Origin of the sequence: Kitasatospora sp. MAA19 (assembly GCF_029894125.1) — a bacterium.
Classification (GTDB): domain Bacteria; phylum Actinomycetota; class Actinomycetes; order Streptomycetales; family Streptomycetaceae; genus Kitasatospora.
On sequence record NZ_JARXYZ010000060.1, the window covers coordinates 1 to 24,961 of the forward strand.

The 24,961-nt window shown below is 73.3% G+C and carries 21 protein-coding genes, 1 pseudogene and 1 riboswitch; of the genes and pseudogenes, 10 read left to right on the forward strand and 12 right to left on the reverse strand.

Annotation, left to right across the window (positions count from 1 at the left end; genetic code table 11):
- Positions 1–439 (forward strand): peptidoglycan-binding protein (locus P3T27_RS39885; RefSeq protein WP_280686272.1); only part of this gene is annotated, 439 nt, incomplete at its 5' end.
- Between the two features lie 346 nt (positions 440–785).
- Here P3T27_RS39885 and P3T27_RS39890 read toward each other — a convergent pair.
- The 4 genes from P3T27_RS39890 to P3T27_RS39905 form a co-directional block, all read right to left on the reverse strand.
- On the reverse strand, positions 786–1,697 hold the full coding sequence (locus tag P3T27_RS39890; RefSeq protein ID WP_280686273.1) for a M56 family metallopeptidase: 912 nt from the start codon (positions 1,695–1,697) through the stop codon (positions 786–788).
- Positions 1,694–2,062 carry a BlaI/MecI/CopY family transcriptional regulator gene (locus tag P3T27_RS39895; protein WP_280686291.1) on the reverse strand — a complete coding sequence of 123 codons (369 nt, stop codon included), beginning with the start codon at positions 2,060–2,062 and terminating at the stop codon, positions 1,694–1,696. Before P3T27_RS39895 ends, P3T27_RS39890 begins: the two co-directional genes overlap by 4 nt.
- Before the next feature lie 239 nt (positions 2,063–2,301).
- Positions 2,302–5,043, reverse strand: a complete 2,742-nt coding sequence (locus tag P3T27_RS39900; RefSeq protein ID WP_280686274.1) for an FtsX-like permease family protein — start codon at positions 5,041–5,043, stop codon at positions 2,302–2,304.
- Positions 5,040–5,876, reverse strand: coding sequence for an ABC transporter ATP-binding protein (locus P3T27_RS39905; protein WP_280686275.1), 837 nt, complete (start codon positions 5,874–5,876; stop codon positions 5,040–5,042). Before P3T27_RS39905 ends, P3T27_RS39900 begins: the two co-directional genes overlap by 4 nt.
- 167 nt (positions 5,877–6,043) lie before the next feature.
- Positions 6,044–6,220: riboswitch (M-box (ykoK) riboswitch) on the forward strand.
- A 361-nt stretch (positions 6,221–6,581) separates the two neighbouring features.
- On the opposite strand from P3T27_RS39905, the gene P3T27_RS39910 reads away from it, so the two are divergent.
- From P3T27_RS39910 to P3T27_RS39920, 3 genes are all read left to right on the forward strand, one after another.
- Complete coding sequence (locus tag P3T27_RS39910; protein ID WP_280686276.1) at positions 6,582–8,228, forward strand: divalent metal cation transporter; 1,647 nt, start codon at positions 6,582–6,584, stop codon at positions 8,226–8,228.
- Between the two features lie 85 nt (positions 8,229–8,313).
- Positions 8,314–9,048, forward strand: a complete 735-nt coding sequence (locus P3T27_RS39915; protein WP_280686277.1) for an MgtC/SapB family protein — start codon at positions 8,314–8,316, stop codon at positions 9,046–9,048.
- Between the two features lie 46 nt (positions 9,049–9,094).
- On the forward strand, positions 9,095–9,775 hold the full coding sequence (locus tag P3T27_RS39920) for a YoaK family protein (RefSeq protein WP_280686278.1): 681 nt from the start codon (positions 9,095–9,097) through the stop codon (positions 9,773–9,775).
- A gap of 80 nt (positions 9,776–9,855) precedes the next feature.
- On the opposite strand, the gene P3T27_RS39925 is transcribed toward P3T27_RS39920, so the two are convergent.
- Positions 9,856–10,503 (reverse strand): hypothetical protein, encoded by a 648-nt coding sequence (locus P3T27_RS39925; protein ID WP_280686279.1) that lies wholly within the window; start codon positions 10,501–10,503, stop codon positions 9,856–9,858.
- 426 nt (positions 10,504–10,929) lie between these two features.
- Here P3T27_RS39925 and P3T27_RS39930 point away from each other — a divergent pair, with 426 nt between their 5' ends.
- From P3T27_RS39930 to P3T27_RS39940, 3 genes are read left to right on the forward strand one after another with little or no spacing between them, the layout of a single operon-like run.
- Complete coding sequence (locus P3T27_RS39930; RefSeq protein WP_280686280.1) at positions 10,930–11,454, forward strand: PadR family transcriptional regulator; 525 nt, start codon at positions 10,930–10,932, stop codon at positions 11,452–11,454.
- Positions 11,451–12,143, forward strand: coding sequence for an ABC transporter ATP-binding protein (locus tag P3T27_RS39935; RefSeq protein ID WP_280686281.1), 693 nt, complete (start codon positions 11,451–11,453; stop codon positions 12,141–12,143). Before P3T27_RS39930 ends, P3T27_RS39935 begins: the two co-directional genes overlap by 4 nt.
- On the forward strand, positions 12,140–14,374 hold the full coding sequence (locus tag P3T27_RS39940; RefSeq protein ID WP_280686282.1) for an FtsX-like permease family protein: 2,235 nt from the start codon (positions 12,140–12,142) through the stop codon (positions 14,372–14,374). Before P3T27_RS39935 ends, P3T27_RS39940 begins: the two co-directional genes overlap by 4 nt.
- 52 nt (positions 14,375–14,426) lie before the next feature.
- Here P3T27_RS39940 and P3T27_RS39945 read toward each other — a convergent pair whose 3' ends face one another.
- Both P3T27_RS39945 and P3T27_RS39950 read right to left on the reverse strand, forming a co-directional pair.
- Positions 14,427–14,879 (reverse strand): NUDIX domain-containing protein, encoded by a 453-nt coding sequence (locus P3T27_RS39945; RefSeq protein ID WP_280686283.1) that lies wholly within the window; start codon positions 14,877–14,879, stop codon positions 14,427–14,429.
- 29 nt (positions 14,880–14,908) lie between these two features.
- Entirely contained in the window at positions 14,909–16,405 is a 1,497-nt protein-coding gene (locus tag P3T27_RS39950) for an SDR family NAD(P)-dependent oxidoreductase (protein WP_280686284.1), read from the reverse strand.
- Positions 16,406–16,695: 290 nt separating this feature from the next.
- On the opposite strand from P3T27_RS39950, the gene P3T27_RS39955 reads away from it, so the two are divergent.
- Positions 16,696–18,135: a GuaB1 family IMP dehydrogenase-related protein gene (locus tag P3T27_RS39955; RefSeq protein ID WP_280686285.1), complete on the forward strand. Its 1,440-nt coding sequence runs from the start codon at positions 16,696–16,698 to the stop codon at positions 18,133–18,135.
- On the opposite strand, the gene P3T27_RS39960 is transcribed toward P3T27_RS39955, so the two are convergent.
- The 3 genes from P3T27_RS39960 to P3T27_RS39970 form a co-directional block, all read right to left on the reverse strand.
- Positions 18,096–19,043: a DUF5995 family protein gene (locus P3T27_RS39960; RefSeq protein WP_348534205.1), complete on the reverse strand. Its 948-nt coding sequence runs from the start codon at positions 19,041–19,043 to the stop codon at positions 18,096–18,098. The genes P3T27_RS39955 and P3T27_RS39960 overlap by 40 nt on opposite strands.
- Before the next feature lie 141 nt (positions 19,044–19,184).
- A complete protein-coding gene (locus P3T27_RS39965; RefSeq protein ID WP_280686286.1) occupies positions 19,185–19,574 on the reverse strand; it encodes a DUF3224 domain-containing protein in 390 nt (129 codons plus the stop codon).
- Between the two features lie 124 nt (positions 19,575–19,698).
- A complete protein-coding gene (locus tag P3T27_RS39970; RefSeq protein ID WP_280686287.1) occupies positions 19,699–20,787 on the reverse strand; it encodes a PP2C family protein-serine/threonine phosphatase in 1,089 nt (362 codons plus the stop codon).
- 165 nt (positions 20,788–20,952) lie between these two features.
- On the opposite strand from P3T27_RS39970, the gene P3T27_RS39975 reads away from it, so the two are divergent.
- Positions 20,953–21,888 (forward strand): pseudouridine synthase, encoded by a 936-nt coding sequence (locus P3T27_RS39975; RefSeq protein ID WP_280686288.1) that lies wholly within the window; start codon positions 20,953–20,955, stop codon positions 21,886–21,888.
- A 73-nt stretch (positions 21,889–21,961) separates the two neighbouring features.
- A pseudogene (locus tag P3T27_RS39980) lies at positions 21,962–22,810 on the forward strand (tyrosine-type recombinase/integrase); the annotation flags it as partial.
- A 115-nt stretch (positions 22,811–22,925) separates the two neighbouring features.
- On the opposite strand, the gene ltrA reads toward P3T27_RS39980, so the two are convergent.
- Entirely contained in the window at positions 22,926–24,245 is a 1,320-nt protein-coding gene (gene ltrA / locus P3T27_RS39985; protein WP_280686289.1) for a group II intron reverse transcriptase/maturase, read from the reverse strand.
- A gap of 132 nt (positions 24,246–24,377) precedes the next feature.
- A partial coding sequence (locus tag P3T27_RS39990) for a group II intron maturase-specific domain-containing protein (RefSeq protein WP_280686290.1) occupies positions 24,378–24,961 on the reverse strand: 584 nt, incomplete at its 5' end.

A 24,961-nucleotide genomic window follows, 5' to 3' on the forward strand; every position in this document is an offset into this window, starting at 1 on the left:
CAGCCCGGCGCTGGCCGTCGACGGCGCCTGGGGGCCGCTGACGGACGCCGGTGTGCGCTGGCTGCAGGGCAAGGTCGGCACCACGGCCGACGGCCAGTGGGGCCCGGCCACCGAGTCCGCGTACTTCGCGTACATCGACGACGGCGCCGGCCTCACCGTCGACGGCCAGTTCGGCACCCTGACCATCATGGCCGTCCAGCGGGTGTGCGGCTCCACCGTGGACGGCCAGTGGGGGCCCGACTCCAAGCGGTCGCTGCAGCACCACCTCAATGTGTGGGGGAACGCCGGACTCGTCGAGGACGGCGACCCCGGCCCCGCCACCTACCAGGCGCTGCAGACCTTCCTCAACGCCAGCGGCGCCGGCCTCACCGTCGACGGCCAGTTCGGGCCGGCCACCATTTCGGCCCTGCAGAACGCGCTGAACCAGGGCAGGTTCTGACCCTTCGGCCCGACCGAACGAGGCGCCGAGCTCCCCGCGGCGCTGTCACGGCCCGACATCCAGGCTCTCGCACCGCCCGGGGAGTTCGTCCTTCACCGTGAGAATCCGAAGTGGGCGACAAGTCGTCCGGACAGAATCAATGACAAGTCGCCCGGACACCCGCTCGATGCCCCAGGTCAAGCTCACTCAGCATGACAAGTGATGCTGGAACCTACAGCACGGCCCGCTCCCGCCTCGGTGGGAGCGGGCTCTCGTCGTCCCCGCCGCCGAGGGTCGGCATGGCGTCGGTGAAGGCCTTGCGCCGCTACCGTGAGGGCCTGTCCGGGGCGCGCGGCCCGCCGCCGTGCTACGGATGCGGCGCGCAGACCAGCAGGTACGGCAGCAGGGGGAGCGCCACCACGCCGAGCCGGAAGGCGAGTTGGCGCCGCCGCTGGCCGCCGCCCGGTCGGGCCAGACGGCGGACCCGGGCCAGCACCCCGGTGGCGGCCACCCCCAGGGCCCCGCCCGGCGTCCGGCCCGGCGCGGAGCCCGGCGTGGCGCCACCGGCCGCCAGGGAGCAGAGCGCGGAGGCCAGGTCGGTGCGCGACACCTGCGCCAGCGCCGCGTCGTCGGCGGCCATCTCCAGCAGCAGCGCCACCTCCGAGCGCCCGATCCGGGCCAGCGGCAGCGGGCGCAGGAGCAGCGCGAAGGTGTCCGCCGGCAGCCGGAAGAGGTGGTGGCGGCCGCGGATGTGCCCGTGCTCGTGGGCGACCGCCGCGGCGAGCTGCCGCTCGTCGAGCAGCTGCAGCGCCCCGCGCGACAGGACCACCCGGGAGCGGCGGCCCGGCAGGCAGTAGACGGTCGGGTGGGCGTGCTCCAGGACCAGGGCGCCCCAGCGCCGGTCCCGTACGGCGACCACGTCCAGCAGAGCCCGGTGCCGCCGCCGGGCCCGCCCGGCCCGCACGCCGACGGCCGCCACCACCGCGGCGAGCGCGGTCCCGGCGGCGGCCAGCAGCCACCAGTCGTGGGTGTGCGCGGTGACCGGCCCGGTCGGCTCCACGTGCGGGAACAGCCCGACCAGCCCGGCGGGCTCGTGGGCGAACGGCTCCACCGCGTGGTGCGCCGCCAGGAGCAGCGCGACCAGGAACGAGGCCATCAGCGCCAGCCAGAGCGCCGCGCCCGCCGCCGGACGCGCCTGCAGGCGGGCCGATCCGGCCATCCGGCGGGGCAGCAGCACCCCGGTCACGGCCAGGTAGAGGCCGAGCAGTGCAAGGGTCACTCGGTGTCCCGGGCCTTCACCTGTTCGAGGGCGGCGAGCAGGGCGGAGATCTCGTCGCCGCTTATCCGGTCGACGAAGTGGAGCAGTGCGCCCGCCCGGTCGGGGGTGGTCTCCAGGGCCTGGTGCATCAGCCCGGCGGTGTACTCCTCGCGGGTGCAGGTCGGCTCGTACACCCAGGCGCGGCCGACCTTGTCGCGGCGTAGCCAGCCCTTGGTGTGCAGGATGTCGGCCACCGTGGTGACGGTGGTGTAGGCGACCGGCCGCTGCCGCTGGAGGTCGTCGACGACCTCGCGGACCGGGGCCGGCCGGCCCCAGGACCAGAGCCGGTCCATGATCTCGGCTTCCAGCTCGCCGAACCCGCGCAGCACTGCCCTGTCTCCCTCGCCGACCGCCGGCGCCCACCGCCCGCTGCGACCCGCCATCGTACGCGGGCGCCGTCGGGCGCGCAGGACAACCACGGCCACCCCCGCCCGCCCACGGCACGTGCCCGGCCCACGGCGCGCGCCCCGCCCGCACACCGCACGCCGAGCGCCCGCCTGCCCCGAGTCGGGGAGGCGGGCGCTACGGACCTCAGGGCACCCGGAGCCTCAGGACAGCCGGAGCCTCAGGACAGCCGCCGCCCGAGCGGGATCCGGGAGCGGGTGAACAGGGCGGCGAGCAGGCCCGCCACCACCGGGAGCACCAGGACGACCAGCAGCAGCTGTCCCCAGGGCGCGGTGATCAGGGCCGGCTGGCTGCCGAACCCGCTCGCCCGGGACTTGAGCAGCCCCACCGCGGGGACGAAGCCGTTGACCGCTCCCAGCAGCGCCCCGAGCAGGGCGATCAGTGCGCACTGCAGGCCCGCCATCGTGCGGCGGATCCGCGGTGGCGCGCCGACGGCGGCCAGGGTGGCCTGGTCCTGGCGGGAGTCGGCGGCGGCCAGCCCGGTGGCGATGCCGGCGGCGCCGAGGACGACCAGTGCGGCGAACCCGCTGAGGGCCAGGGTGAGGGCGTCGCCGCGGGGCTGGTAGCCGCGCTCGACCTCCAGCTGGGCGGCCCGGTTGAGGCGGACGACGGCGGCCTCGGCGCGCTGCTGGGCCTTGCGGTCGGGCGGGGTGGCGGGCACCCAGATCGAGCCGGTGGGCTGTGCGGCGAGTCCGAGCTTCGGCAGCGCCGAGGGCAGGATCAGGCCCTGGGCGAAGCGGGCGGCGGTCGGGTTCTCGACCAGGACGGCGTCGGCCGGGACTTCCTGCAGCTCGGGCTTGGGGATCTCGCCGGGCTGCAGCGGCCCGCCGGAGCCGCCGCGCAGCCGGAGCACCGTCCGGCCGTCGTCGGCGAGGAACGCGCGGTCGAAGACCAGGATCTTCCCGGCGGCCAGGGCCTGTTCGGCGGCCGGGTCGTGGACGCCGAACTGGGTGCGGAGCACGGCGGCGTCACCGGCGGCCAGGCGCGGGGGGCCGGACGCGGTGCGCCAGTTCGCGGTGCCCTTGAGCTGGACGGTGCTGGAGCAGCTGGCGCAGAACCGGTACACCGCGTCGGCGAGGTCGGCGCGCGGGCCGAGATCGGTCAGCTGCTTGCCCAACTCGGCGCGCATGACGTCGAGTTGGTGGCCGTCGGTGGTGGCGAGGAGCTGGACGGCGCCGTACGGGGCCTCCGGCCGGTAGTCGCGGCGGTTCTCGGCGTCGGTGCTGGTGCTGTAGACGCCGATGGCGACGGCCCCGGCCACGGCGGCCATGACGGCGGCGACGGCCGGCGCGGTGCGTGAGCGGTGCCGGGCGGAGTCGCGCAGGGCGAGCCGGGGCCCGAGCGGCAGCCGTCCGGCGGCCCGGCCGACCAGGGCGACGAGGAACGGGGTGCAGGCGAGCAGGCCGAGTTCGGCGGTGATGGAGCCGCCGAGCACGGTCAGCGTGCGGGCGTCGTACGTGCTGACGACGGGCAGGCCGCGTTGCACCGCGCCCGCGCCGTACAGGGCCAGGATGGCGCCGGCGGCGAGCAGCACCAGGCCGAGCAGGGTGACCCACCGGTTCGGGCCGTGGACGGTGTCCCGGCCGGTGAGCCCGGCGGTGACGCTGCGGCGGGCGGCCTGCAGTGCGGGCAGCGCGGCCGCGAGGAGCGCGGTGAGCAGGCCGATGCCGGCGATCGCGAGCAGGTCCAGCGGCGGGAGGGCGAAGTGCCCGAAGCGGGCGCCGCCGGCCCGTTCGATCCACGGGCGCAGCCCGGCGACGGCGCCGGTGCCGAGGGCCACCCCGGCCACTGCCCCGGCCACGCCGAGGACGAGTCCGCCGCCGAGCACCACCGCGCCGACGTGGGACCGCCGGCCGCCGGCGGCGCCGAGCAACGCGAGCTGGCGGCGGGAGCGGCGGGCGCCGACCGCGAAGGCGGGCCCGGCGAGCAGGGCGACCTCCAGCAGACCCATGCCGGTGACGGTGGCCACCACGATCTTGGTGTTGTTGTCGGCGGCGGGGCCGATGGAGCGGTAGGCGTCCCGGTAGTAGGGGACGGCGGCGCGCGGCGGCGGGGCGAGCGCGACCGAGCGGGCGGTGATGGTGTAGCCGTGGGCGTTGAACTCCTGGACCTTGGCCCAGTCGAGGGCGGCCCCGGCGGGGAGCCGGACCAGCCAGGCGCCGTGTTCGGGCCCGGAGCGTTCCCCGGCGGGGCTGTCGGGTGGCGTGGCGGCGGCGATCTGGTCCAGCAACGCGCCCGGCTGGGCGACGAGTTCGACCCGGCGGAGGTCGTCCGGGTGCTCGACGACGCCGGTGATGGTGAAGGTCGTCCGTTCCAGGCCCGGGAGGGTGGTGGTGCCGCCGACGGCGAGCCCGGCGTTGTCGAGGAAGGCCCGGGTGGCGGCCAGTTCGAGCGGGCCGCCCGGGGCGTGGCCGTCGACCAGGTTGAGCCGGCCGTGCCAGAGCGGGTCGGTGAGGTCGGCCTCGGCGGTGAGGGTGCGGACCAGGCCCTCGGGGGAGGTCGCGCCGGTCTCCGGGCCCGGCCGGGCGGCGGTGAGCACGCTGCCGGGCGGCAGCAGGCCGGTGACCAGGGCGACCGGGTCGGTGCCGGCGGCCTTCTGCTGCTCGGGCGTGGGCGCCTGCCCGGGGCGGGGTTCGACCGCGAAGGCGCCGTCCTCGGCGACCGGGGCCTGCTCGACGCTCCGGCCGGGGGCGAGCGCGGTGACCAGCGCGTCCGCGCCGCCCACGACCCGTTCGACCCGTTCGGCCGGCGTGAGCTGCCCGCTGCGGTGGACGACGTCGGCGCCGGTGACGCCGAGGACGGGCAGGGCGACCATGGCGACGATCAGGGCGCTGCGGCCCTTCGCGCGCAGCGCGTCGCGGCGGGCGATGCGCAGGGCGACCTTCCATGCGCCGAGTCTCATCGGGCCACCTCGCCGAAGCCGCCGGCCGCGTGCCCGGCCCCGTCGTCCGCGTGGCCGAGGCCCCCGGCGGGGGCGCCTGCGGGGGCGCCGAGCGGGTCGCCGCCAAGTCGGCGCTTGCCGGTGCGGCGCCCGTGGCTCTCGGAGGCGACCCTGCCGTCCTTCAGGTGGACCACCCGGTCCGCCCAACTGGCGTGCGTCGCCTCGTGGGTGACCATCATCGCGGCCGCGCCGGCGTCGCAGCGGGCGCGCAGCACGGCGAGGACGGCCTCGCCGGTGGCGGAGTCGAGGGCCCCGGTCGGCTCGTCGGCGAGCACCAGCCGGCGCTCGCCGATCAGCGCCCGGGCGATGGCGACGCGTTGTTGCTGTCCGCCGGACATGTCGTCGGGGAAGCGGTCGGCGAGTTCGAGGATGCCGAGCTCCTCCAGCGCGGCCAGCGCCTCCCGGCGGGCGGTTCGTCCGGAGACGCCGTCGAGTTCGCGCGGCAGCGAGATGTTCTCCGCGGCGGTGAGGGCGGGGATCAGGTTGTAGTCCTGGAAGACGTAGCCGATGGAGCGCCGCCGCAGGTCGGCGAGTCGGCCTCGACCGAGGCCGCCGAGGGTGACGCCCTCGACCCGGACCTCGCCCTCGCTGGGTGCGTCGAGTCCACCGGCCAGGGTCAGCAGGGTGGACTTCCCGGAGCCGGAGGGCCCCATGACGGCGACGAACTCGCCCGGATGGACGGCGAGATCGACGCCGCGCAGGGCGTGCACCTCGGCTGCGCCCCGCCCGTGCACCCGGGTGACGTTGGCCAGGTGCAGGACGGGTGCGGAACGGGTCGGATCGCTGTGGGACACACTTCCCCCTAGTGGGCTGTCGAACTGCATATGTCGGTGAACTATATATGCCGGACGGGGGTGCTTGTGGAGGGGTGGGCTTGGTCAAACTTCTACAAAGCTGTCGAGGATCGGCCGCAAAGCGGCAGCCGGGCGGTCGGCGAGGGTCTATGCTCGGAGGGATTTGAAAGGCACCTCGTTCGGTGAGGCGTCTTCACGGACACAGGCCACTGACCCGACGACGTCGAGAGACGCCCAGGTTCAGGACAGGTCTTCCCGAGTTAAGGGTTGACCCCAAGTGGCTTCCGGCCGACCAGGCTGGACACGCCGTGGAGTGCCAAAGCTCTGACGAGTTGGGGTGTACCGGTCCCGTCGGGTCGGTCCGCTCCTTGCCGTGTCGTGAAGCGACGCACAGTCGGTGCGTCCCCGACCGGGAGGAGGCGAGAGATATGGACTGCAGTAGTCCGGGCCACAGTTGCCCCTGCCCCCGCATGCTCTCGATCACCTCCGGCACGCGGTAACAACCTTCCCTGCGCGTTCACCCGACGCTTCGTCATGCGCTCAACCGCGCCTTGACGCAAGACGTCTGACGCATCGTCATGCCCTCACGGCCGCCGCCGCTCAGCGCCGCCGTGCGGTCCGCCGGCGTGCGCCCGCACTCGCAGGGAGGATCGCCGCCGCGTGCCCCCTGTCGCCCCCTGGGAAGGGGGCAGGGAGGCCCCTGCCATGACCAACGTGATGCTGGACCCCAAGGTCCCCACCGCCCGCACCGCCGTCCTCGACGACGCCCACCTCGGCGACATCAAGGGCGCCCTCGGCACCATCAAGCTCGACGACACCACCCCGCGCCACGGCATCTCCGCCCGTCTCAAGACGCTGCTCGCGATCATCGGCCCCGGCCTGATCGTGATGGTCGGGGACAACGACGCGGGCGCCTTCTCCACCTACGGACAGGCGGGGCAGAACTACGGCACCCAGCTGCTGTGGACGCTCCTGATGCTCGTCCCCGTCCTCTACGTCAACCAGGAGATGGTGCTGCGCCTGGGCGCCGTCACCGGCGTCGGCCACGCGCGGCTGATCCTGGAGCGCTTCGGCAAGTTCTGGGGCGCGTTCAGCGTCATCGACCTGTTCCTGCTCAACGCCCTCACGCTGGTCACCGAGTTCATCGGCGTCACCCTGGCGGCCGGCTACCTCGGCCTGCCCAAGGCCGCCTCGGTGGTGCTGGCCGCCGGCATCATCATCGCCTCGGCCTTCACCGGCTCCTTCCAGCGCTTCGAGCGCGTCGCCGTCACCCTCTGCGCGGGCTCGCTGCTGCTGGTGCCGATCTACTTCATGGTCCACCCGAAGACCTCGCAGATGGCGCACGACTTCGTGGTGCCCAGCATGCCGGGGGGCTCGGGTCAGCTGGCGGCCGTGATGCTGGTGATCATCTCCATCGTCGGCACCACCGTCGCGCCCTGGCAGCTGTTCTTCCAGCAGTCGTACGTCATCGACAAGCGGATCACCCCGCGTTTCATGAAGTACGAGAAGGTCGACCTGTGGATCGGGATCGTCGTGGTCATCGTCGGCGCCGCCGCGATGATCGGCTTCACCGCCGCCACCTTCGCCGGCACCGACGGCTTCGGGCAGTTCTCCGACGCGGCCGCCCTCGCCCGGGGCATCGAGGACAAGGCCGGCCACCTGGCGGGCGTGCTGTTCGCGATAGCCCTGCTGGACGCCTCGATCATCGGCGCCTTCGCCGTCTCCCTCTCCACCGCCTACGCCATCGGCGACGTCTTCGGCATCAAGCACTCGCTGCACCGGGGCGTCAAGGGCGCCAAGGGCTTCTACGGGATCTACGCCGGACTGGTCGTGGTGGCCGCCGCGATCACCCTGCTGTCCACCGAGTACACCCAGGGCCTGATGACGCAGTTCGTCCAGGTGCTCGCCGGTGTCCTGCTGCCCTCCGCCACGGTGTTCCTGCTGCTGCTCTGCAACGACAAGGACGTCCTCGGCCCCTGGGTCAACGGGCCGAAGACCAACGCCTTCACCTCGGCCGTGGTCGGCGTCCTGGTCACGCTGTCGCTCATCCTGACCGCCGCCGTGGTCTGGCCGGACATCAGCTCCGCGGCGATCCTGTGGATCATGACCGGCTGCGGCGTGGCGGGCGTCCTGGTCGCCGGGTACTCCTTCACCTTCGGCCGCACGGCCACCAAGGAGGAGCCGATCGACCGCACCGGGCGCGAGGAGTGGCGGATGCCCCCGCTGGAGACCCTGAGCAGGCCGGTCATGTCCACCGCCCGCAAGGTCGGCATGGGGGCCCTGCGCGCCTACCTGCTGCTCGCGATGGTGATGGTCATCATCAAGATCGTCCAGACCGCGTTGAGCCACTGAGCCGCCGACCGCAGCCCGAACGGACGGGTGGTGGGCAGCGGCCCGCCGCCCGTCCGTCCGTCTTCCCACAGAAGGAGGTGCCGTCGTGCACACCCTGACCACCATCGACTTCCTGGTCCGCCTGGCCACCGGCGTCGCCTGCGGCGCGCTGATCGGCGTCGAGCGCCAGTGGCGGGCCCGGATGGCCGGCCTGCGCACCAACGCCCTGGTCGCCGCCGGCGCCACCCTGTTCGTGCTGTACAGCGAGGCCGTCGGCGACACCGGCAGCCCCACCCGGGTCGCCTCGTACGTCGTCTCCGGCATCGGCTTCCTCGGCGGTGGCGTCATCCTGCGCGACGGCGCCGGCGTGCGCGGCCTCAACACCGCCGCCACGCTGTGGTGTTCGGCTGCGGTCGGGGTGCTCGCCGCCTCCGGAAAGCTCGAACTGGCGGCCCTCGGCACGCTCGCGGTTCTCGCCGTCCACCTGGTCCTGCGCCCGGCCGGACGGCTGCTCGACCGGACCCCGCAGTCCGGCAGCGACCCGGACTCCACCGTCCGCGCCACCGTCCACCTGGAGTGCGAGCGCACGGCCGAGACCCACATCCGGGCCCTGCTGCTCCAGGCGCTGTCCGCCTCCGGCCTCGCCCCCACCGGCCTGCGCGCCCGCCGCACCGAGCAGGGCGACGCCACCAGCCTGCGCGCCACCGTGGCCATCGCCGGGCAGGTCGCCCCCGCCCTCGAACAGGTCGTCAGCCGGCTCTCCCTCGAACCCGGCGTCCGGGACCTGCACTGGCACCTCGACGACGACTCCGACGATCCCGGCCGACCCGCACTCGCCTGAGGGAGTAGAACGGAAGCACCGTCACACGACCGACCGGGAGGCCCCGATGCTCACACCCGATCCCAAGCACGGGCCGCTCGTGCCGATGCTGCTGGTGCTCACCGTCGTCACCGGCCTGGTGGACGCGGTCAGCTACCTCGAACTCGGCCACGTCTTCGTCGCCAACATGACCGGCAACGTGGTCTTCCTCGGCTTCGCGCTGGCCGGCGCGGCCGGACTCTCCGCCACCGCCTCGCTGACCGCCCTCGGCGCGTTCGTGCTCGGCGCGCTGGCCGGCGGCCACCTGACCGCGCGGCTCCCCGGCCACCGGGGGCACCTGCTGACCGCCGCGGTCGCCGTCCAGGCGGTGCTCGTCGCCGCGAGCACCGTCCTGGCGGCCGTGGCCGGCCATGCCTCGGACCCGGCCCGCTACACCCTGATCGGGCTGCTCGGCTTCGCCATGGGCGGCCAGAACGCGGTGGTCCGTTCCCTCAAGGTGCCCGACCTGACCACCACCGTGCTCACCATGACCATCACCGCCCTCGTCGCCGACCGCGCCGGCCCGCGCCGCCTCGCGTCCGCCGTCTGGATGTTCGCCGGCGCCCTCGTCGGGGGCCTCCTGGTCCTCCACGTCAACGTCCCCACCGCCCTGGCACTGGCCCTCGTGCTGCTCGTCGCGGTCGCGGCGCTCACCCATCGCGCGGCCAGGCCCTGCCCCGACATCCCCGCCTGGACCCAGCCGGTCTGAGGCGGGCTTCCTGTTCGGTCCTGTTCGGTCCTATTCGGTCCTGTGAGATCCGGGCCGTCCGGGCCGTCCGTCGGAGGGCGTCAGTCGTCCTGGCGGTGCCCGGCCCGGCCGCTCCAGAGGGGTTCCAGGCGGGCCCAGTCGCGGGTCCAGTCCTCGTCGCAGCGGCGGTCCAGGGTGTGCAGGCGCAGCCGTAGGGCGAGGGCGAGGAGGGCGAGCAGGGCGAGGAGACCGCCGGCACCGGTGCAGGCGGCGGAGACGGCGAGGGTCGCGCGGTTGGTCGGGGGATCGGAGACGGCACCGGCGGGATCGACCCAGACCGGGACGACGCTTCCGGTGACGGCCGAGCGGGGAGCCTGGACGGTGCCGGTGTGCGGGTGGCCGTCGGGGTAGGTCCAGGAGGCCTCGACGTCGGCGCGGTTGCCGTAGCCGCCGCCGAAGCGGCCGCCGGTGGCGGAGCCGTGGTCGGGGAGGGTGAGCACCACGGCGTCGACCCGGTGGAGGCGCAGCCGGTCGCTGTCGGCCCGGGGTTCGGTGGCGTGGTAGCTGAGCAGGGCGGCGGCGGTGGCGAGTGCGAGGGCGAGCAGCGCCCCGACGGTGGCCAGCAGCCAGGCGCGGGCGCGGGCCCGGTCGACCGGCCGGACCAGCGGTTCGTGCCGGGCACCGAAGGCCCGCCGCAGCCGGCGGCCGGTTCGCGGCGGGCGCGACGCGGGCCGGGGTGTGCTGGACACGTTGAGGGCTCCTCAGGGGCGTTGGGGCGGCGTGGCGGTGGGGTCGGCAGGGCTGCGTCACCCAATTTCCACCCGGCGGCCGCCCGCGCACAAGAGTCGTGCGGACTCGTACCACCGGGACCACCGGACCGCGCCGCCGCGCGCCGGTGCCGCCCGTTCGATGGAGTCCCTGCCGCGCACCCGGGACGTTCGGCCCTCGGCAGCCGTGGCCCGTCCGGGGCAGGCTTGGGTCCGGCCGCCCCCCTCGTGCCGGGTCGCGGCCGGGCCCGGTTGACCGTGGGGGTGCCGGGCCGTGGTGCGGTGCAGGGGGTGAGCGTGGGGCTGCCTCCTGCCCGCCCGCACCTTTCTGACGGTGTTTCCGCAGGCAGGGGCCGTATTCTCGCCAGCTATACACTCGGAGTATACGCGTGGGGTATGGTCTCTCCCATGAGTGTTCCTTTGACCCTGTTGGGGCTGCTGGAGCGGGAGCCGAGCCATGGCTACGACCTCAAGCGCGACTACGACTCCCTCTTCGGCCGCGGCAAGCCCCTCCCGTACGGCCAGGTGTACGCGACGCTCGGCCGGCTGGCCCGGGACGGCAAGGTGGTCGCGGGCGAGGCGGAGCCCGGCGACGGGCCCGAGCGCAAGCGGTACGTGATCACCGAGGCGGGGGTGACGGAGTTCGAGACCTGGCTCAAGGACCCGGTCGCGCCCGAACCCAACCTGCAGAGCGTGCTGTTCACCAAGGTCGTGCTGGCCCTGATGCTGGGCCGCGACGCCGAGGAGTACCTGGACACCCAGCGCGCCGCCCACCTGCGCCGGATGCGCGAGCTCACCGAACTGCGCCGCACCGGCGCCCTGGTGGACGCCCTGCTCGCCGACCACGGCCTGTTCCACCTGGACGCCGACCTGCGCTGGATCGACCTCACCACCGCCCGCCTGGACGCGCTGGCCGAGGCGGTGCGCTCATGACCGCCGTGATCGAGGCCCGCGACGTCGCCCTCGCTTTCGGCGAGACCCCCGCCCTGCGCGGGGCGAACCTGTCCGTCGAGGCCGGCGAGGTGCTCGCCATCATGGGCCCGAGCGGCTCGGGCAAGTCGACGTTACTGCACTGCCTGGCCGGCATCCTGGTGCCCGACGCGGGCGAGGTGCTGTTCAACGGGCGGCGTCTGGACGTGATGCCGGAGGCGCAGCGCAGCGCCCTGCGCCGGGACAAGTTCGGCTTCGTGTTCCAGTTCGGCCAGCTGGTCCCGGAGTTGACGGCCGAGGAGAACGTCGCTCTGCCGCTGCTGTTGAACGGCGTGCGCCGGGCCGCCGCGCTGGCCGAGGCCCGGCCGTGGTTCGCCCGGCTGGGCCTGGACGGCCTGGAGCAGCGCCGCTCCGGCGAACTGTCCGGCGGTCAGGCACAACGGGTGGCGCTGGCCCGCGGCCTGGTGGCCCGTCCGCAGGTGCTGTTCGCGGACGAGCCGACCGGCGCGCTGGACTCGCTGACCGGCGAGCAGGTGATGGAGCTGATGGTCGACGCGGCCCGCGAGCAGGGCACCACCGTCATCCTGGTCACCCATGAGCCGCGGGTCGCCGCCTACGCCGACCGCGAGGCGATCGTCCGCGACGGCCAGGCCCGTGCGCTCTCCACCGGCGCCGGGTCGGTGGCCTCGTGATCCGCTTCTCGCTCCGGCTGGCGGTCAGCGGCGGCCGGGAGGCCGTCGCCCGGCTGCTGATGATCGCGGCGGCCGTCGCGATCGGCGTCGGACTGCTGCTCTCGACGCTGGCCAGTGTCCATGCCATCGGCCGGGCCAACGAGCGGCAGTTCTGGATGAACACGGGCGTCAAGGGCGCGACCGCGGCCGCCACGGCGGACCCGCTCTGGTGGGGCGCCCGGATGGACTACTTCCGGGGGAAGAGCGTCTTCCTGGCCGAGGTCGCCCCCACCGGGCCCACCTCGCCGGTGCCGCCCGGTCTGGGCAGGCTGCCGGCCGCCGGCGAGTACTACGCCTCGCCCGCCCTGGAGAAGCTGCTGAGCGAGGTCCCGGCCGTCGAGCTGGGCGACCGCTTCCCGGGTCGGCCGGCCGGCACCATCGGCGACGACGCGTTGCCCTCCCCGGACACCCTGGCGGTGGTCGTGGGCCGCACCGTGGACGAGGTCCAGGCCCTGCCGAGGGCCACCACCGTCACGACCATCGCCGCCGCGCTGCCCGCCGAGTGCGACAACGACTGCTACGGCGCGGGCGTGCACGGCGACGCGATGGTCCTGGTGCTCACCGTGGTGGCCGGGGCACTGATCTTCCCGGTGCTGATCTTCATCGGCACCGCGACCCGGCTGTCCGCCGCCACCCGTGAGCAGCGCTACGCCGCGATGCGCCTGGTGGGTGCGACGCCGGGCCAGGTGTCGGTGATCTCGGCGGTGGAGTCCACGGTCGCCGCCGTGGCCGGTACCGTCCTCGGCTTCGGCGTGTACTTCGCGCTGCGGCCGGTGATGGCCGGCGTGCCCTTCACCGGCGACCGCTTCTTCGTCGGGGACCTGAGCCTGGGTCCGGTGCAGGCGGCCGGGGTGGCGCTGGGCGTGCCGGTGGTGGCCGCGCTCGCCGCCCGGTTCGCGCTGCGCCGGGTCACCATCTCGCCGCTCGGGGTCTCCCGGCGGGTCACCCCGAAGCCGCCGAGCGCCTGGCGGCTGGCCCCGCTGCTGGCCGGTCTCGGCGAGCTCGGCTACTTCGTCGGCAACCGCCCGGCGACCACCAACGGGCAGTCGGCGGCCTACCTCACCGGCTTCGTCCTGGTGATGCTCGGTCTGGTGATCTCCGGGCCGTGGCTCACCATGGCGGTCTCTCGGGGAGTGGCCCGGCGGACCAGCCGTCCGGCCTCGCTGATCGCCATGCGTCGACTGGGGGACGACCCGAGGGCGGGCTTCCGTTCGGTGGCCGGCTTGGTGCTGGCCCTGTTCGTGACGACCGCGACCCTGAGCATCATGGGCACCATCAACGCGAACCAGGGCGCGCTCAACGGCGCGCCGGAGGTCCGCAAGGCGGTCGTGGACACCCCGTTGGGCGGCCCGGAGAGCGGGACGCTGCTCCCGACGGTGCCCGACGCGGTGGTGGCGCGGGCCCGGGCCGTCCCCGGGTTCGAGGGGATGGCGCTGGTGCACGACAACCCGGCCGGGATCGGCGCCTACCAGCTGGGCCGTGCACGGCTCGTGCCCACCCTGGTGCGCTGCTCGGAGCTCGCGCAGGTCCCCGTGGTCGGCCACTGCGCGCCCGGGGCCGCCGTTGCGGCCGTCGACCGGAACCAGCTCCTCGACCTGCAGGCGAACCCGGACAAGGAGTGGCCGGCGGCGTCGGTCTCCGCCGATGAGGTGGCCCGGCTCCCGGTACGGATGATCTACGCGATCACCGACGGCTCCACGACGGCCAAGGAGCAGCTGCGGACCCTCTTCACCGAGCAGTTCCCGGGGTACGCGGCCCGGATGGCCGAGGACTGGAGCTCCGAGGGGCAGAAGAAGCTCCAGGGCTGGCGCCAGCTCGCGAACGTGGTCCTGCTGACCACCCTGCCGATCGCCGGGTGCAGCCTCGCGGTGAGCGTGGTGGCCGGACTCTCCGACCGCCGCCGCCCGTTCGCGATGCTGCGGCTCACCGGGGCGCCGCTGCGGCTGCTGCAACGGGTGATCGGGCTGGAGAGCGCGCTGCCACTGCTGGTGGTGTCGGCGATCGCGATCGGGACGGGCTTCACGGCGGCGGCGATGTTCCTCAAGGCGCAGATGCAGTACGGCCTGGTGTCGCCGGGTGCGCCGTACTACGGGCTGACGGCCTTCGGGCTGGTCGCCTCGCTGGGCATCATCGCCTCGACGCTGCCGCTGCTGAAACGGATCACCGGGCCGGAGGCCGCCCGCAACGGCTGATCCGCCGCAGGCTGCCCCGTATGCGCCGTATGCGTCGTATACCCCGTCGTCCTCAGGGGGCGACGGGGTACGCGTTCGTCCCGGCCCGAACGACCGGGGACAGTCGGGGAAGCCAGCTGCCGAGCACCAGCGCGGACGGGTAGAACATCGGCTCGGGCAGCGCGTCCAGCGCGACGCGCTCCCAACCGCCGCAGGCGTGCGGCTCGGTGACGACGGCCTCGGCCAGGCTCGGCGGCGCCAGTACGGCGGCGGTGAGCCGGGGACGGCCGAGCTCGTGGTCGAGCAGGAGGGCGAGCACCCGCATCCGCTCGGCGGGCAGCACGATGCCGGTCTCCTCGGTGAGTTCGCGGGCCGCGGTCTGCTCGAAGGACTCGCCGGGGTCGACCTTCCCACCGGGCAGGCTCCAGGTGGGCGGCTCACCGGCGGTGGTCCGCCGGCCGATCAGCACCCGGCCGTCTCCGGTGGGCACGATGATGCCGGCGCCGAGCAGCGGTGCGGTGGTCACTTCGCCATCTCCTTCGCGGGGATCGGGGATTACCAGTTGGAGCGCTCGTAGTCCTTCAGGAAGCAGCCGTACAGGTCCTCGCCGAGCTCGCCGCGGACGATCGGGTCGTACACCCGGGCCGCGCCGTCGACCAGGTCGAGCGGGGCGTGGAAGCCCTCGTCGGCGAGGCGCATCTTGTCCGGGTGCGGCCGCTCGTCGGTGATCCAGCCGGTGTCGACGGCGGTCATCAGGATGCCGTCGGACTCGAACATCTCGTGTGCGCTGGTGCGGGTGAGCATGTTGAGCGCGGCCTTGGCCATGTTGGTGTGCGGGTGGCCGGCGCCCTTGTAGCCGCGCTGGAACACGCCCTCCATCGCGGAGACGTTGACCACGTACTTGCGACGGGACGCGGAGGCGGCCATCGCCGGGCGCAGCCGGCTGATCAGGATGAACGGCGCGGTGGAGTTGCAGAGTTGGACCTCCAGCAGCTCGACCGGGCCGACCTCGTTGACGGTCTGCACCCAGCTGTTGGTGGGCGCGAGGTCGGGCACCAGGCCGCCGGCGTCGATCGCGGTGCCGGCCTCGATCCGGGCGGGCGTCGCGGAGCCGGTGACGAGCGCGAGGGAGGTGACGTCCTCGGCGGCCATCCGCTGGGTGTCGCCGCCCGTCTGGTGGGGGAGGGCGGGCAGGTCGACGCTGCCGCTGCCGAAGCGGCCGATGGTGGTGGCCTGCGGCAGCGCGCCGGCCGGCAGCGGCGCGGACTCGGCGGCGATCAGCTCGCGGTAGGACTCCGGCGGGCGGCGCACGGTCTGCGCGGCGTTGTTGATCAGGATGTCCAGCGGGCCGTCGGCGGCGACCTCGTCGGCGAGCGCCATGACCTGGGCCGGGTCGCGCAGGTCGATGCCGATGACCTTGAGGCGGTGGATCCAGTCGGCGCTGTCCGGCATCGCCGTGAAGCGGCGGATCGCGTCGTTGGGGAAGCGCGTGGTGATGGTGGTGTGGGCGCCGTCGCGCAGCAGCATCAGCGCGATGTACATACCGATCTTGGCCCGGCCGCCGGTGAGCAGCGCGCGCTTGCCGGTGAGGTCGGCCCGGGCGTCGCGGCGGGCCCGGTTCTTGGCCGCGCAGGCCTGGCACAGGTTGTGGTAGAAGGCGTCGACCTCGACGTACCGGCCCTTGCACGTGTAGCAGGAGCGCGGCCGCTCCAGGATGCCGGCGATCTCGGTGGTGGTGATGGTGGTGAGGCCGAAGGCGCCGGCGGTCTCGTCGTCGATCCGGGTGGGCGCGCCGGTGGCGGTGCGGGCGGTGACCTCGCGGTCGTTCGCGGTCTTGCGGGCGCGGGTCTCCTGGCGGCGGCGCTGCTTGAGGGTGCGGAATATGCCGCCGACGGCCTGGCGGACGGTGATCGCGTCCGGGTGGTCGACGTGCAGCTGGTCGAGCTCGGCGAGCACGTCCAGGCAGAGCTTCAGCCGCTCGGGGTCGAGGCCGGGACCGTAGTCGATCTCCTCCTCGGTGTCCGTGCCGCCCTGGTCCTGCTTGATGTCCACGCCCGCCGTCATGCCTGTCGCCGCTTCCCGCTCGCCTCGCCGTTACCGCGTGAATGCTACGGGAGCGGCGCCGGCCACGGCGAAAGCCGAGCCTTTTGGATGATCATCCAAGTCTACGCGCGGAGCATTGATCATGGTTTGTGTACAGTGCCAGCAATGGGCCTCGAACTGGCTTTTGATCCCAATGTCCCGGAGAATCGAATGCTGGGTGCCGGGCGCCCGAGTGCGCCCGGCGGCAGAGCCGCAACCGCACCCGAGGTGTAATTTCTCCCAGCCAGAGAGCCCCCTTCATGCGCTTCCTGAACGACCTCAAGCCCTCGTACGACCTCACGTACGACGACGTCTTCATGGTCCCCAGCCGTTCCGCCGTGGGCTCCCGGCAGGCCGTAGACCTCTCCTCCCACGACGGCACCGGCACCACCATCCCGCTGGTCGTCGCCAACATGACCGCCATCGCGGGCCGCCGGATGGCCGAGACCGTCGCCCGCCGCGGCGGCCTGGTCGCCATCCCGCAGGACATCCCGACCGAGGTCATCGCCGAGGTCGTCTCCTGGGTCAAGCAGCGCCACCTGGTGCACGACACCCCGATCACCCTCGCCCCGGGCGCCACCGTCGCCGAGGCGCTGTCGCTGCTGCCCAAGCGCGCGCACGGCGCCCTCGTGGTCGTCGAGGACGGCAAGCCGGTCGGCGTGGTCACCGACTCCGACTGCCAGGGCGTGGACCGCTTCACCAGCCTCGCCGACGTGATGTCCCGCGACCTGCTGCTGCTGGACGAGGGCATCGACCCGCGCACCGCCTTCGACAAGCTCACCGAGGCGCACCGCAAGCTCGCCCCGGTGGTCGACGGCGAGGGCCGACTGGTCGGCATCCTCACCCGCAAGGGCGCGCTGCGCGCCACCCTGTACACCCCGGCCGTGGACGGCGACGGCAAGCTGCGGATCGCCGCCACCGTCGGCATCAACGGCGACGTCGCCGGCAAGGCCGCGGCCCTGATCGAGGCCGGCGCCGACGTGCTGGTGGTGGACACCGCGCACGGCCACCAGGAGTCGATGATCAGCGCGCTGCGCGCGGTGCGCGGCCTGGACCCGCAGATCCCGATCGTGGCCGGCAACGTGGTCTCCGCCGCCGGTGTCCGCGACCTGGTCGAGGCGGGCGCCGACATCCTCAAGGTCGGCGTCGGCCCGGGCGCCATGTGCACCACCCGGATGATGACCGGCGTCGGCCGCCCGCAGTTCTCCGCCGTGCTGGAGTGCGCCGCCGAGGCGCGCCGGCTCGGCAAGCACGTGTGGGCCGACGGCGGCGTCCGCCACCCGCGTGACGTCGCGATGGCGCTGGCCGCCGGCGCCTCCAACGTGATGATCGGCTCCTGGTTCGCCGGCACCTACGAGTCCCCGGGCGACCTGCAGACCGCCGCCGACGGCCGCCAGTACAAGGAGAGCTTCGGCATGGCCTCGGCCCGTGCCGTCAGCAACCGCACCTCCCAGGACTCCTCGTACGACCGGGCCCGCAAGGCGCTGTTCGAGGAGGGCATCTCGCACTCCCGGATGTTCCTCGACGCGGCCCGTCCGGGCGTCGAGGACCTGATCGACTCGATCGTGGCCGGCGTGCGCAGCTCCTGCACCTACGCGGGCGCCAACACCCTGGAGGAGTTCCACGAGAAGGCGATCGTGGGCGTCCAGAGCGCGGCCGGCTACGCCGAGGGCAAGCCGCTGCACTCCAGCTGGGCCTGATCGGGCCGGGCCTGAGCGCCCGCTCCTTCGCCAGTCGATCGTTCACCGGCCGGCCGGTTCCTCGCCTCGGGGATCCGGCCGGCCGGTGTGTTCGGGGTGGCCGCCTTGCCTGGGGCGTCCGTCCTGTCCGGTGTGTCCTTGTCCGCGGCGTCCTTGTCCGGTGTGTCCGCTGTGCCCGGTGCGTCCGCTGTGCTCAGTGCGTCCCTGCCCAGTGCGTTCGTCGCCGGGTGCAGCCCGAGCGGGAGCAGCAGGGCGTGGCTGAGCAGCCCGACCGAGCCGTCCAGCGCGGCGGCGAAGGCCCGCGCGGCGCCCGGCACCGCGCGCAGCTCCCAGAGCGCCTGGACGGCGGCCCACGCCCCCTCGCGGGCGGCCTCCACGGACCAGGCACCGAGCAGGTGGGTGAGCGGCTCGGCGCGCTCCAGCAGGTCCGGGCCGGGCATCAGCTGCTCCCGGACGGCCGTCTCCACCTCCGCCAGCAGTCCGTTGATCCGGTGGTAGTCCTCCGCCAGCCCGTCCGGCTCGCAGCCCCGGCGGAGGCAGGTGTCCACGACGGCGAGCGGCAGGTCGTGCTGGATGTGGGCGTTCATGCCGGCCAGGGCGAACTGCAGCGGGTGCACACCCGGGTGGGCGCGCAGCGCGAACAGCGGCCGCCAGCAGGCGGGGGGCTCCTGCCCGGCCGCGTCGGCGGCCACGGCCAGCAGGTAGCGCCCGGCGAACACCGCGTCCAGCTCGGCCATCGCCGCCGGATCGGTGAAGTACGAGCCGCCGAGCCGGTGACGGACGGCCTCGGTGACGGTGAGGTAGAGCCGGTTGAAGACCGCCACCCCGTCCGTCGCGGGCAGCGCCGCCCCGATCTCCCGCAGCCGGTCGACCACCTCCGTGACGGAGGCCGTTGCCGAGGCTGTCACTGGTGCCACCGCTGTACCGGGCATCCGCGTACCGGGCATGCGCCACCCTCCGATGTCGATCGTGCACTGATCGCATCATCGTGACAGCGCGGACGACCGCCCGGTGCGTGCGGCACGCGGCGTGCGGGGGAGACGGGGTGATCAGCCCAGCTCGTACTCCAGGACGTAGGTGTGCGCGCCGCCCTCGTGGACGGTCAGGTGGAACTCGCCGGTGAGCCCGGCCAGCTCGCCCGCCCCGGTGCCCGGCACCACGCGTATGGTCGTGCCGCTGGTGTCCCACGCCGCGTGCTGGAGCACGAACGAGCCCTTCCGTCCGTCCAGCTCGCCGGTCACGTGCTCCACCGCGACGTACGAGGCTGGGCTTCCGGAGGGCCCCGCGACGGAGAGCATGCGCACCTCGCTGGTGCCCGACAGTCCGCCCGTGAAGGTCTTGGCGAGCCGGATCCGGCCTAAGCCGGCGCCCTCCCGCTGCTCCGTCTCCACCGGCTCGAACGTGGTCACCTCGAACGCCCCGCTGGCCCTGGTCCCCATGGCGCTGTCCCCTCGACGATCCGTTTCACGATCCATCCGCGGCCAACCGGTACCCCGCCGACCGTGCACCGAGCCTTGCATACGGCACTGACAATCGCCCGGGCGTCGCCGCCCCGCCGGGGGCTCAGTGCTCCCAGCGGATCGCCAGCAGCGCCGCGTCGTCCGTCAGCCCGGCGTCGCCGATCCAGCCGTCGACGTCCGCGAGCAGCGCGTCCAGCAGGTCCGCCGGACTCGCCGCGGGCAGCCCCGGCAGCCGCTCCTCCAGCGGGTAGAACCGCCCCTGGGCGTCCCGGGCCTCGGTGACCCCGTCGGTGTAGAGGAGGAGCAGGTCCCCCGACAGCGGCTCGAAGCGACCCGTCGGATACCCGCCGCCGGTCAGCCCCAGCAACCCGAGCGGCGGCGCGGCGTACGGCGGCGCCAGCTCGCGCACCCGGCCGCCGCGGCGCAGCAGCGGCTCCGGGTGGCCGCAGTTGACGAAGCGGACCGGCCCTTTCCCCGGCGGCACGGTCAGCAGCAGCGCGGTGGCGAAGCGCCCCTCGCCCGGGCGGGCGGCGAGCGCCTCGTCCAACCGCTCGGCCAGCCGTCCGAGGTCGGGCTCGGTCCGGGCCGCCGCGCGGAACACCCCCAGGACGTCGGCCGCCGTCTCCACGGCCGGCAGCCCGTGCCCCTGCACGTCGCCGAGCAGGACCCGCACGCCGTAGCCGCTCTCCACCACGGCGTACAGGTCCCCGCCGATGCGCGCCTCGGCCGCCGCCGCGACATAGCGCACGGCGGTGCGCAGCCCGCCGATCCGCTCCGGCGGCGGCCGCAGCAGGGCCCGCTGAGCCGCCTCGGCCACCGTCCGTACCTGGAAGAGCTCCCGCTCCCGGGCCGCGACCAGGACGACGTTGGCCGCGCTGGCCAGGGTCGCTGCGAGCACCGTGATCAGCGCGGTGACGTGCACCTCGTTCGGCAGATCGCTGTTGGTCGACTCCAGCAGCCCGACCGCCAGCACGGCGATGCCGCCGGCGGCCAGCGGCACCCGGGCGGTACGGGTGGTCGCCCCGGCCAGCACCGGCGCCACCGCCAGCACGGGGGACAGGGTCGTCCCGGGCCCGGTCACCAGGTCGGCCACCACGGCGGCGACCATCAGCGCGAAGGCGCAGACCAGCAGCAGTCGGGTACGCCGCGGCAGGTGCAGTGGCGGCACACCGTCCGGGCCGTCTGCGCTCACATGTCCTCCCGGCTGCTCCCGGCGGATAGGCGACCTACCGTCCACTGTCCTCCGCGCTCCCCGCGGGCGGCACCTCGGGTGGCACCTCGGGCGGCCTCGGGCGGCACCCGAGGTGGCACCTGGGGCGAAGCCGCCGTGGGCAGGCGCACTAGGCTGGGCCGGGAGATGAGACGCAAGAGCCGCCGCCCGACCTCCCCCCTCCCGCAGCGCCACGGCGTGGACCCGGTGCACCTGCGGCTGCCGCCCGAGGGCCCCTGGCCGACCGTCCGCGCCTACCTGGTCGAGCGCCTGCCGACCGTGTCCGCCGGGCGGATCGACGCGGCGCTGAGCGGCCGGGAGATCGTCGGCGAGCACGGCCCGGTCGCCTCGGACGAGCCGTTCCGGCCCGGCGCGCACCTGTGGTTCTACCGGGACCTCCCCGAGGAGGTCCGCGTCCCCTTCGAGCTGGAGGTGCTGCACCGCGACGAGCACCTGGTCGTCGTCGACAAGCCGCACTTCCTGGCCACCACCCCGCGCGGCCGGCACGTCGTCGAGACGGCGCTGTCCCGGCTGCGGCACAGCCTCGACCTGCCCGCGCTCAGCCCCGCGCACCGGCTCGACCGGCTCACCGCCGGCCTGGCCATGTTCGTGGTCCGCCCCCAGGACCGCGGCGCCTACCAGACCCTCTTCCACGACCGGCTGGTCCGCAAGGAGTACCAGGCGATCGCCCCGCACGACCCGACGCTGGACCTGCCGCGCACCGTGCGCAGCCACATCATCAAGGAGCGCGGGGTGATCGCGGCCCGGGAGATCGACGCGCCGCCGAACAGCGAGAGCCGGATCGACCTGCTCGACCACCGCGACGGCCTCGCCCGCTACCGCCTACGGCCCCTCACCGGCCGCACCCACCAACTGCGCCTGCACATGAGCGGCCTCGGCATCCCGATCCTCGGCGACCCGGTCTACCCCCTGGTCCTCCCCGAACCCGCCCCGGACGACTTCCGCCGCCCCCTCCAACTCCTCGCCTCCTCCATCGAGTTCACCGACCCCCTGACCGGCCGGGAGCGCCGCTTCGCCACCCGCCGCACCCTCACCGCCTGGACCGACCCCACCGCCTGGTGACGTACAGGCCAGCGCCCTCGGGCTATTCGCGGGCATCACATCCGGAGTTGCGAAACCGGACGCCGCTCCCACTATCGGGAACCAACGCGGCGCCGTCGGCGCATACCTGACCTACCGGCTGGAGACCGCCACCGTCCACCGGCTCCGCGAGAACACCCACACCCGCTACACCGCCGTCGCCCGGCTCTACCTCACCCCTGGCCTCGGCAAGAAGAAGCTCTCCAAACTCATCGCCAAGGACGTCCGCGCCTGGCTCAACCAGCTCCGCACCACCTGCCAGTGCTACGCGCGCGGCCTCGACACCACCCGCGACCAGCCGCAGTGCTGAGTCGTTGGGAAGTGATGCCCCAAGCACCTCTCCCCGCCGACCTTGGCCTACGTCCACTCCGTGCTCAAGTCCGCCCTGGAGCACGCGGTGCGCGAGGAAGAGATCCCGCGCAACGTCGCCCGCAACGTCCGCACTGGCACGCCCCGGCCCCGCCGCTTCGAACCCATCGCCGCCGACGAAGCCCGCACTTTCCTCTCCACCATGCAGGGGCACCGCCTGCACGCTCTGTTCGAACTCGCCCTGCGCACCGGACTGCGCAAGGGCGAACTCCTCGGCCTACACTGGGAAGACCTCGACCTGGTCGGCGGAACCGCCAGTATCCGCCGCACCCTCCAGCGCACCAACTCCAGCGGCCGGACCGCCCTGCCGACCAAGACGCAGAGCTCGGAACGGCGCATCGCCCTGCCCACGACCTGCCTGCGCTCCCTCGCCCAGCACCGCGACCGGCAGCGTCAGGAGCGCGAAGCGGCGGGGGCGGCCTGGAAGGACAGCGGCTACATCTTCACCCGGCCCGACGGCTCCCCGATCGAGGGAGCCACCCTCACCCGGCACTTCAACACCCTCCTCCGCCGGGCCACCCTCCGCCGCATCCGCTTGGTGAGTCGGCCCGGGGCGCGGTGCCGGGATTGCTCCCGGTCCGTTTCCCCGGACCGCTCTCCGAACCCGGCGTGCGACTCTCGCCGCACCGGGCTCTCCACGGTTCCTGCCGTCAGGCGGGGTTCGCAGGGGGCCACGGGGTTGGGATCTTGTTGCCCCGGTAGGTGTGGCGGGAGACCGACACACCCTCGATCCGGAAGTACTCGACCCCGTCCGCCGCGATCCTCCACCGCCCGGAGGCGGCGAGGTGTCGGCGGACCTGTCCCCAGTTCCAGCCGTGGCGCGCCCGCAGCATGTGGACCAGCCTCCACCAGGTGAAGTCATCCAACTTGCTGAAGATGCGTTTGGCCACGGCGTACTTGAAGTAGTTGGCCCATCCGCGCATGATCTGACCGAGCCTGGTCAGAACCGACGCGAAGTCCTGCTGCGATGTCTTGTGCGTCAGGGCACGGATCTTCGCCCTCAGCGTCCGGACGGGCCGGGCCGCGATGAAGGTGTAGACGTACCACTTGTTCGTCCCCCTCTTGCGCTTCCACCGGATGCGGAAGCCGAGGAAGTCGAACCCGTCGCTCATGTGGACCACTTGGGTCTTGGCCAGTGACAGCCGCAACCCGAGCGGAGCCAGCGCGACGGCGACCTCTTCGCGCAGCGCTTCAGTGTGCTCGCGCGCGCCGTGCACCAAGACGACGAAGTCGTCCGCGTAGCGGACCAGCCGCCACGTCGGTCGCCCCTTGGTGTGCCGGTAGTCGCGCTTGCCGCGGGTCGACATCACCCCGCCTGGCTTCCACGGCGCCATCACGTGCTCGTCGAGCACGCTCAGGGCGATGTTGGCCAGCAGCGGGGACAAGATCCCGCCCTGCGGCGTGCCGGTCACTGTGCCCTGGTAGTCGCCGAGTTCGGTGAGGATCCCGGCTTTCAGGAACGCTTTGACCAGCGCCAGGACGCGTTTGTCCTTCACCCGAAGGCGCACCCGGTCCATGAGGGCCCCGTGGTCGATCGAGTCGAAGCACGCCTCGATGTCCGCGTCCAGCACCCAGCGGTAGCCGCGGGTGCCGAAGTGGTGGATCTCAGCGATCGCGTCCTGGGCACGCCGCTTGGGCCGGAAACCGTACGAGCACGGCAGGAACTCCGCCTCGAAGATCGGCTCCAGCACCAGTTTCAGCGCCGCCTGGACGACCCGGTCCGCGATCGTCGGAATCCCGAGTTTGCGGACCTTCCCGGACCCGCCCGGTTTCGGGATCTGGCGTTCCCGCACCGGCAGCGGTCGGAACGAGCCGTCCTTGAGACCGGCCCGCAGGTCGTCCAGGAACCCGGGCACGCCCACCTGCTCCGCGACGTCGGCGACCGTAAGGCCGTCGATACCCGGCGTGCGCGCGCCCTGGTTCCCCGCGACCCGGTCGAACGCCACGATCAGCGTCGCCGGGTCACACACGAAGTTGTGAGGTCGGCCCGGGACGCCCTGCTGGTGTTGCCACCAGTGGGTTTTCCCGGACCGCCTCCCGCACCCGGCGTGCCCGTCTCCAGGCACCGGGCGCTCCACAAGTCCCGTGGAGGTCCGAACAGTTCAGATCATGCCCGCCCACGGCGTGGGAATCGCTGTCCCCCGGTAGCGGTAGCGGGTCGTCCGCATCCGTCCCGGATCGAACAGCGCCGTATCGCCATCTGATGGCCACCACTGGCCCTGGCAATACCGGCGGCGCACCTGCTTCCAATTCGCACGCGGGTGTTTTCGGTGCAGCCAACCCATGACCCTGCGCCAGGTGAACGCGCGCAGGAAGTGGAAGGTGGCACTCGAAACCCCGGACTGAAAGTAGACACACCAGCCCCGCAGCACAGGATTGATATTATGCAGCAGGACTTCGAGCGGCAGGTTCTTGTCCAATCGGCTGATCGTCTTCACCTTCCCCGTGACGGATTTAACCGCCTTCTTGCTCGGGTAGGTATAGACGTAATGCTTCGCCGTGCCCCGCTTCTGGTGGCGCTGGATGCGCCATCCAAGAAAGTCAAAGCCCTCATTGATGTGCACCAGCGTGGTTTTCTCCTCCGAGAGACGCAAGCCCATCGTGGAGAGCACCTCGGCCGCCTCGCCGCGAATCGCCTCAGCATCAGCCCTGTCACCGCGAACCAGGGCCACCCAATCGTCAGCGT

Bases quoted from the DNA above. Each gene is read 5' to 3' on its own strand.
- P3T27_RS39900 (WP_280686274.1), bottom strand. From the start codon at position 5,043: ATGAGACTCGGCGCATGGAAGGTCGCCCTGCGCATCGCCCGCCGCGAC.
- P3T27_RS39935 (WP_280686281.1), top strand. From the start codon at position 11,451: ATGACCGCCGTGATCGAGGCCCGCGACGTCGCCCTCGCTTTCGGCGAG.
- P3T27_RS39930 (WP_280686280.1), top strand. From the start codon at position 10,930: ATGAGTGTTCCTTTGACCCTGTTGGGGCTGCTGGAGCGGGAGCCGAGC.
- P3T27_RS39955 (WP_280686285.1), top strand. From the start codon at position 16,696: ATGCGCTTCCTGAACGACCTCAAGCCCTCGTACGACCTCACGTACGAC.
- P3T27_RS39920 (WP_280686278.1), top strand. From the start codon at position 9,095: ATGCTCACACCCGATCCCAAGCACGGGCCGCTCGTGCCGATGCTGCTG.
- P3T27_RS39975 (WP_280686288.1), top strand. From the start codon at position 20,953: ATGAGACGCAAGAGCCGCCGCCCGACCTCCCCCCTCCCGCAGCGCCAC.
- P3T27_RS39965 (WP_280686286.1), bottom strand. From the start codon at position 19,574: ATGGGGACCAGGGCCAGCGGGGCGTTCGAGGTGACCACGTTCGAGCCG.
- P3T27_RS39910 (WP_280686276.1), top strand. From the start codon at position 6,582: ATGACCAACGTGATGCTGGACCCCAAGGTCCCCACCGCCCGCACCGCC.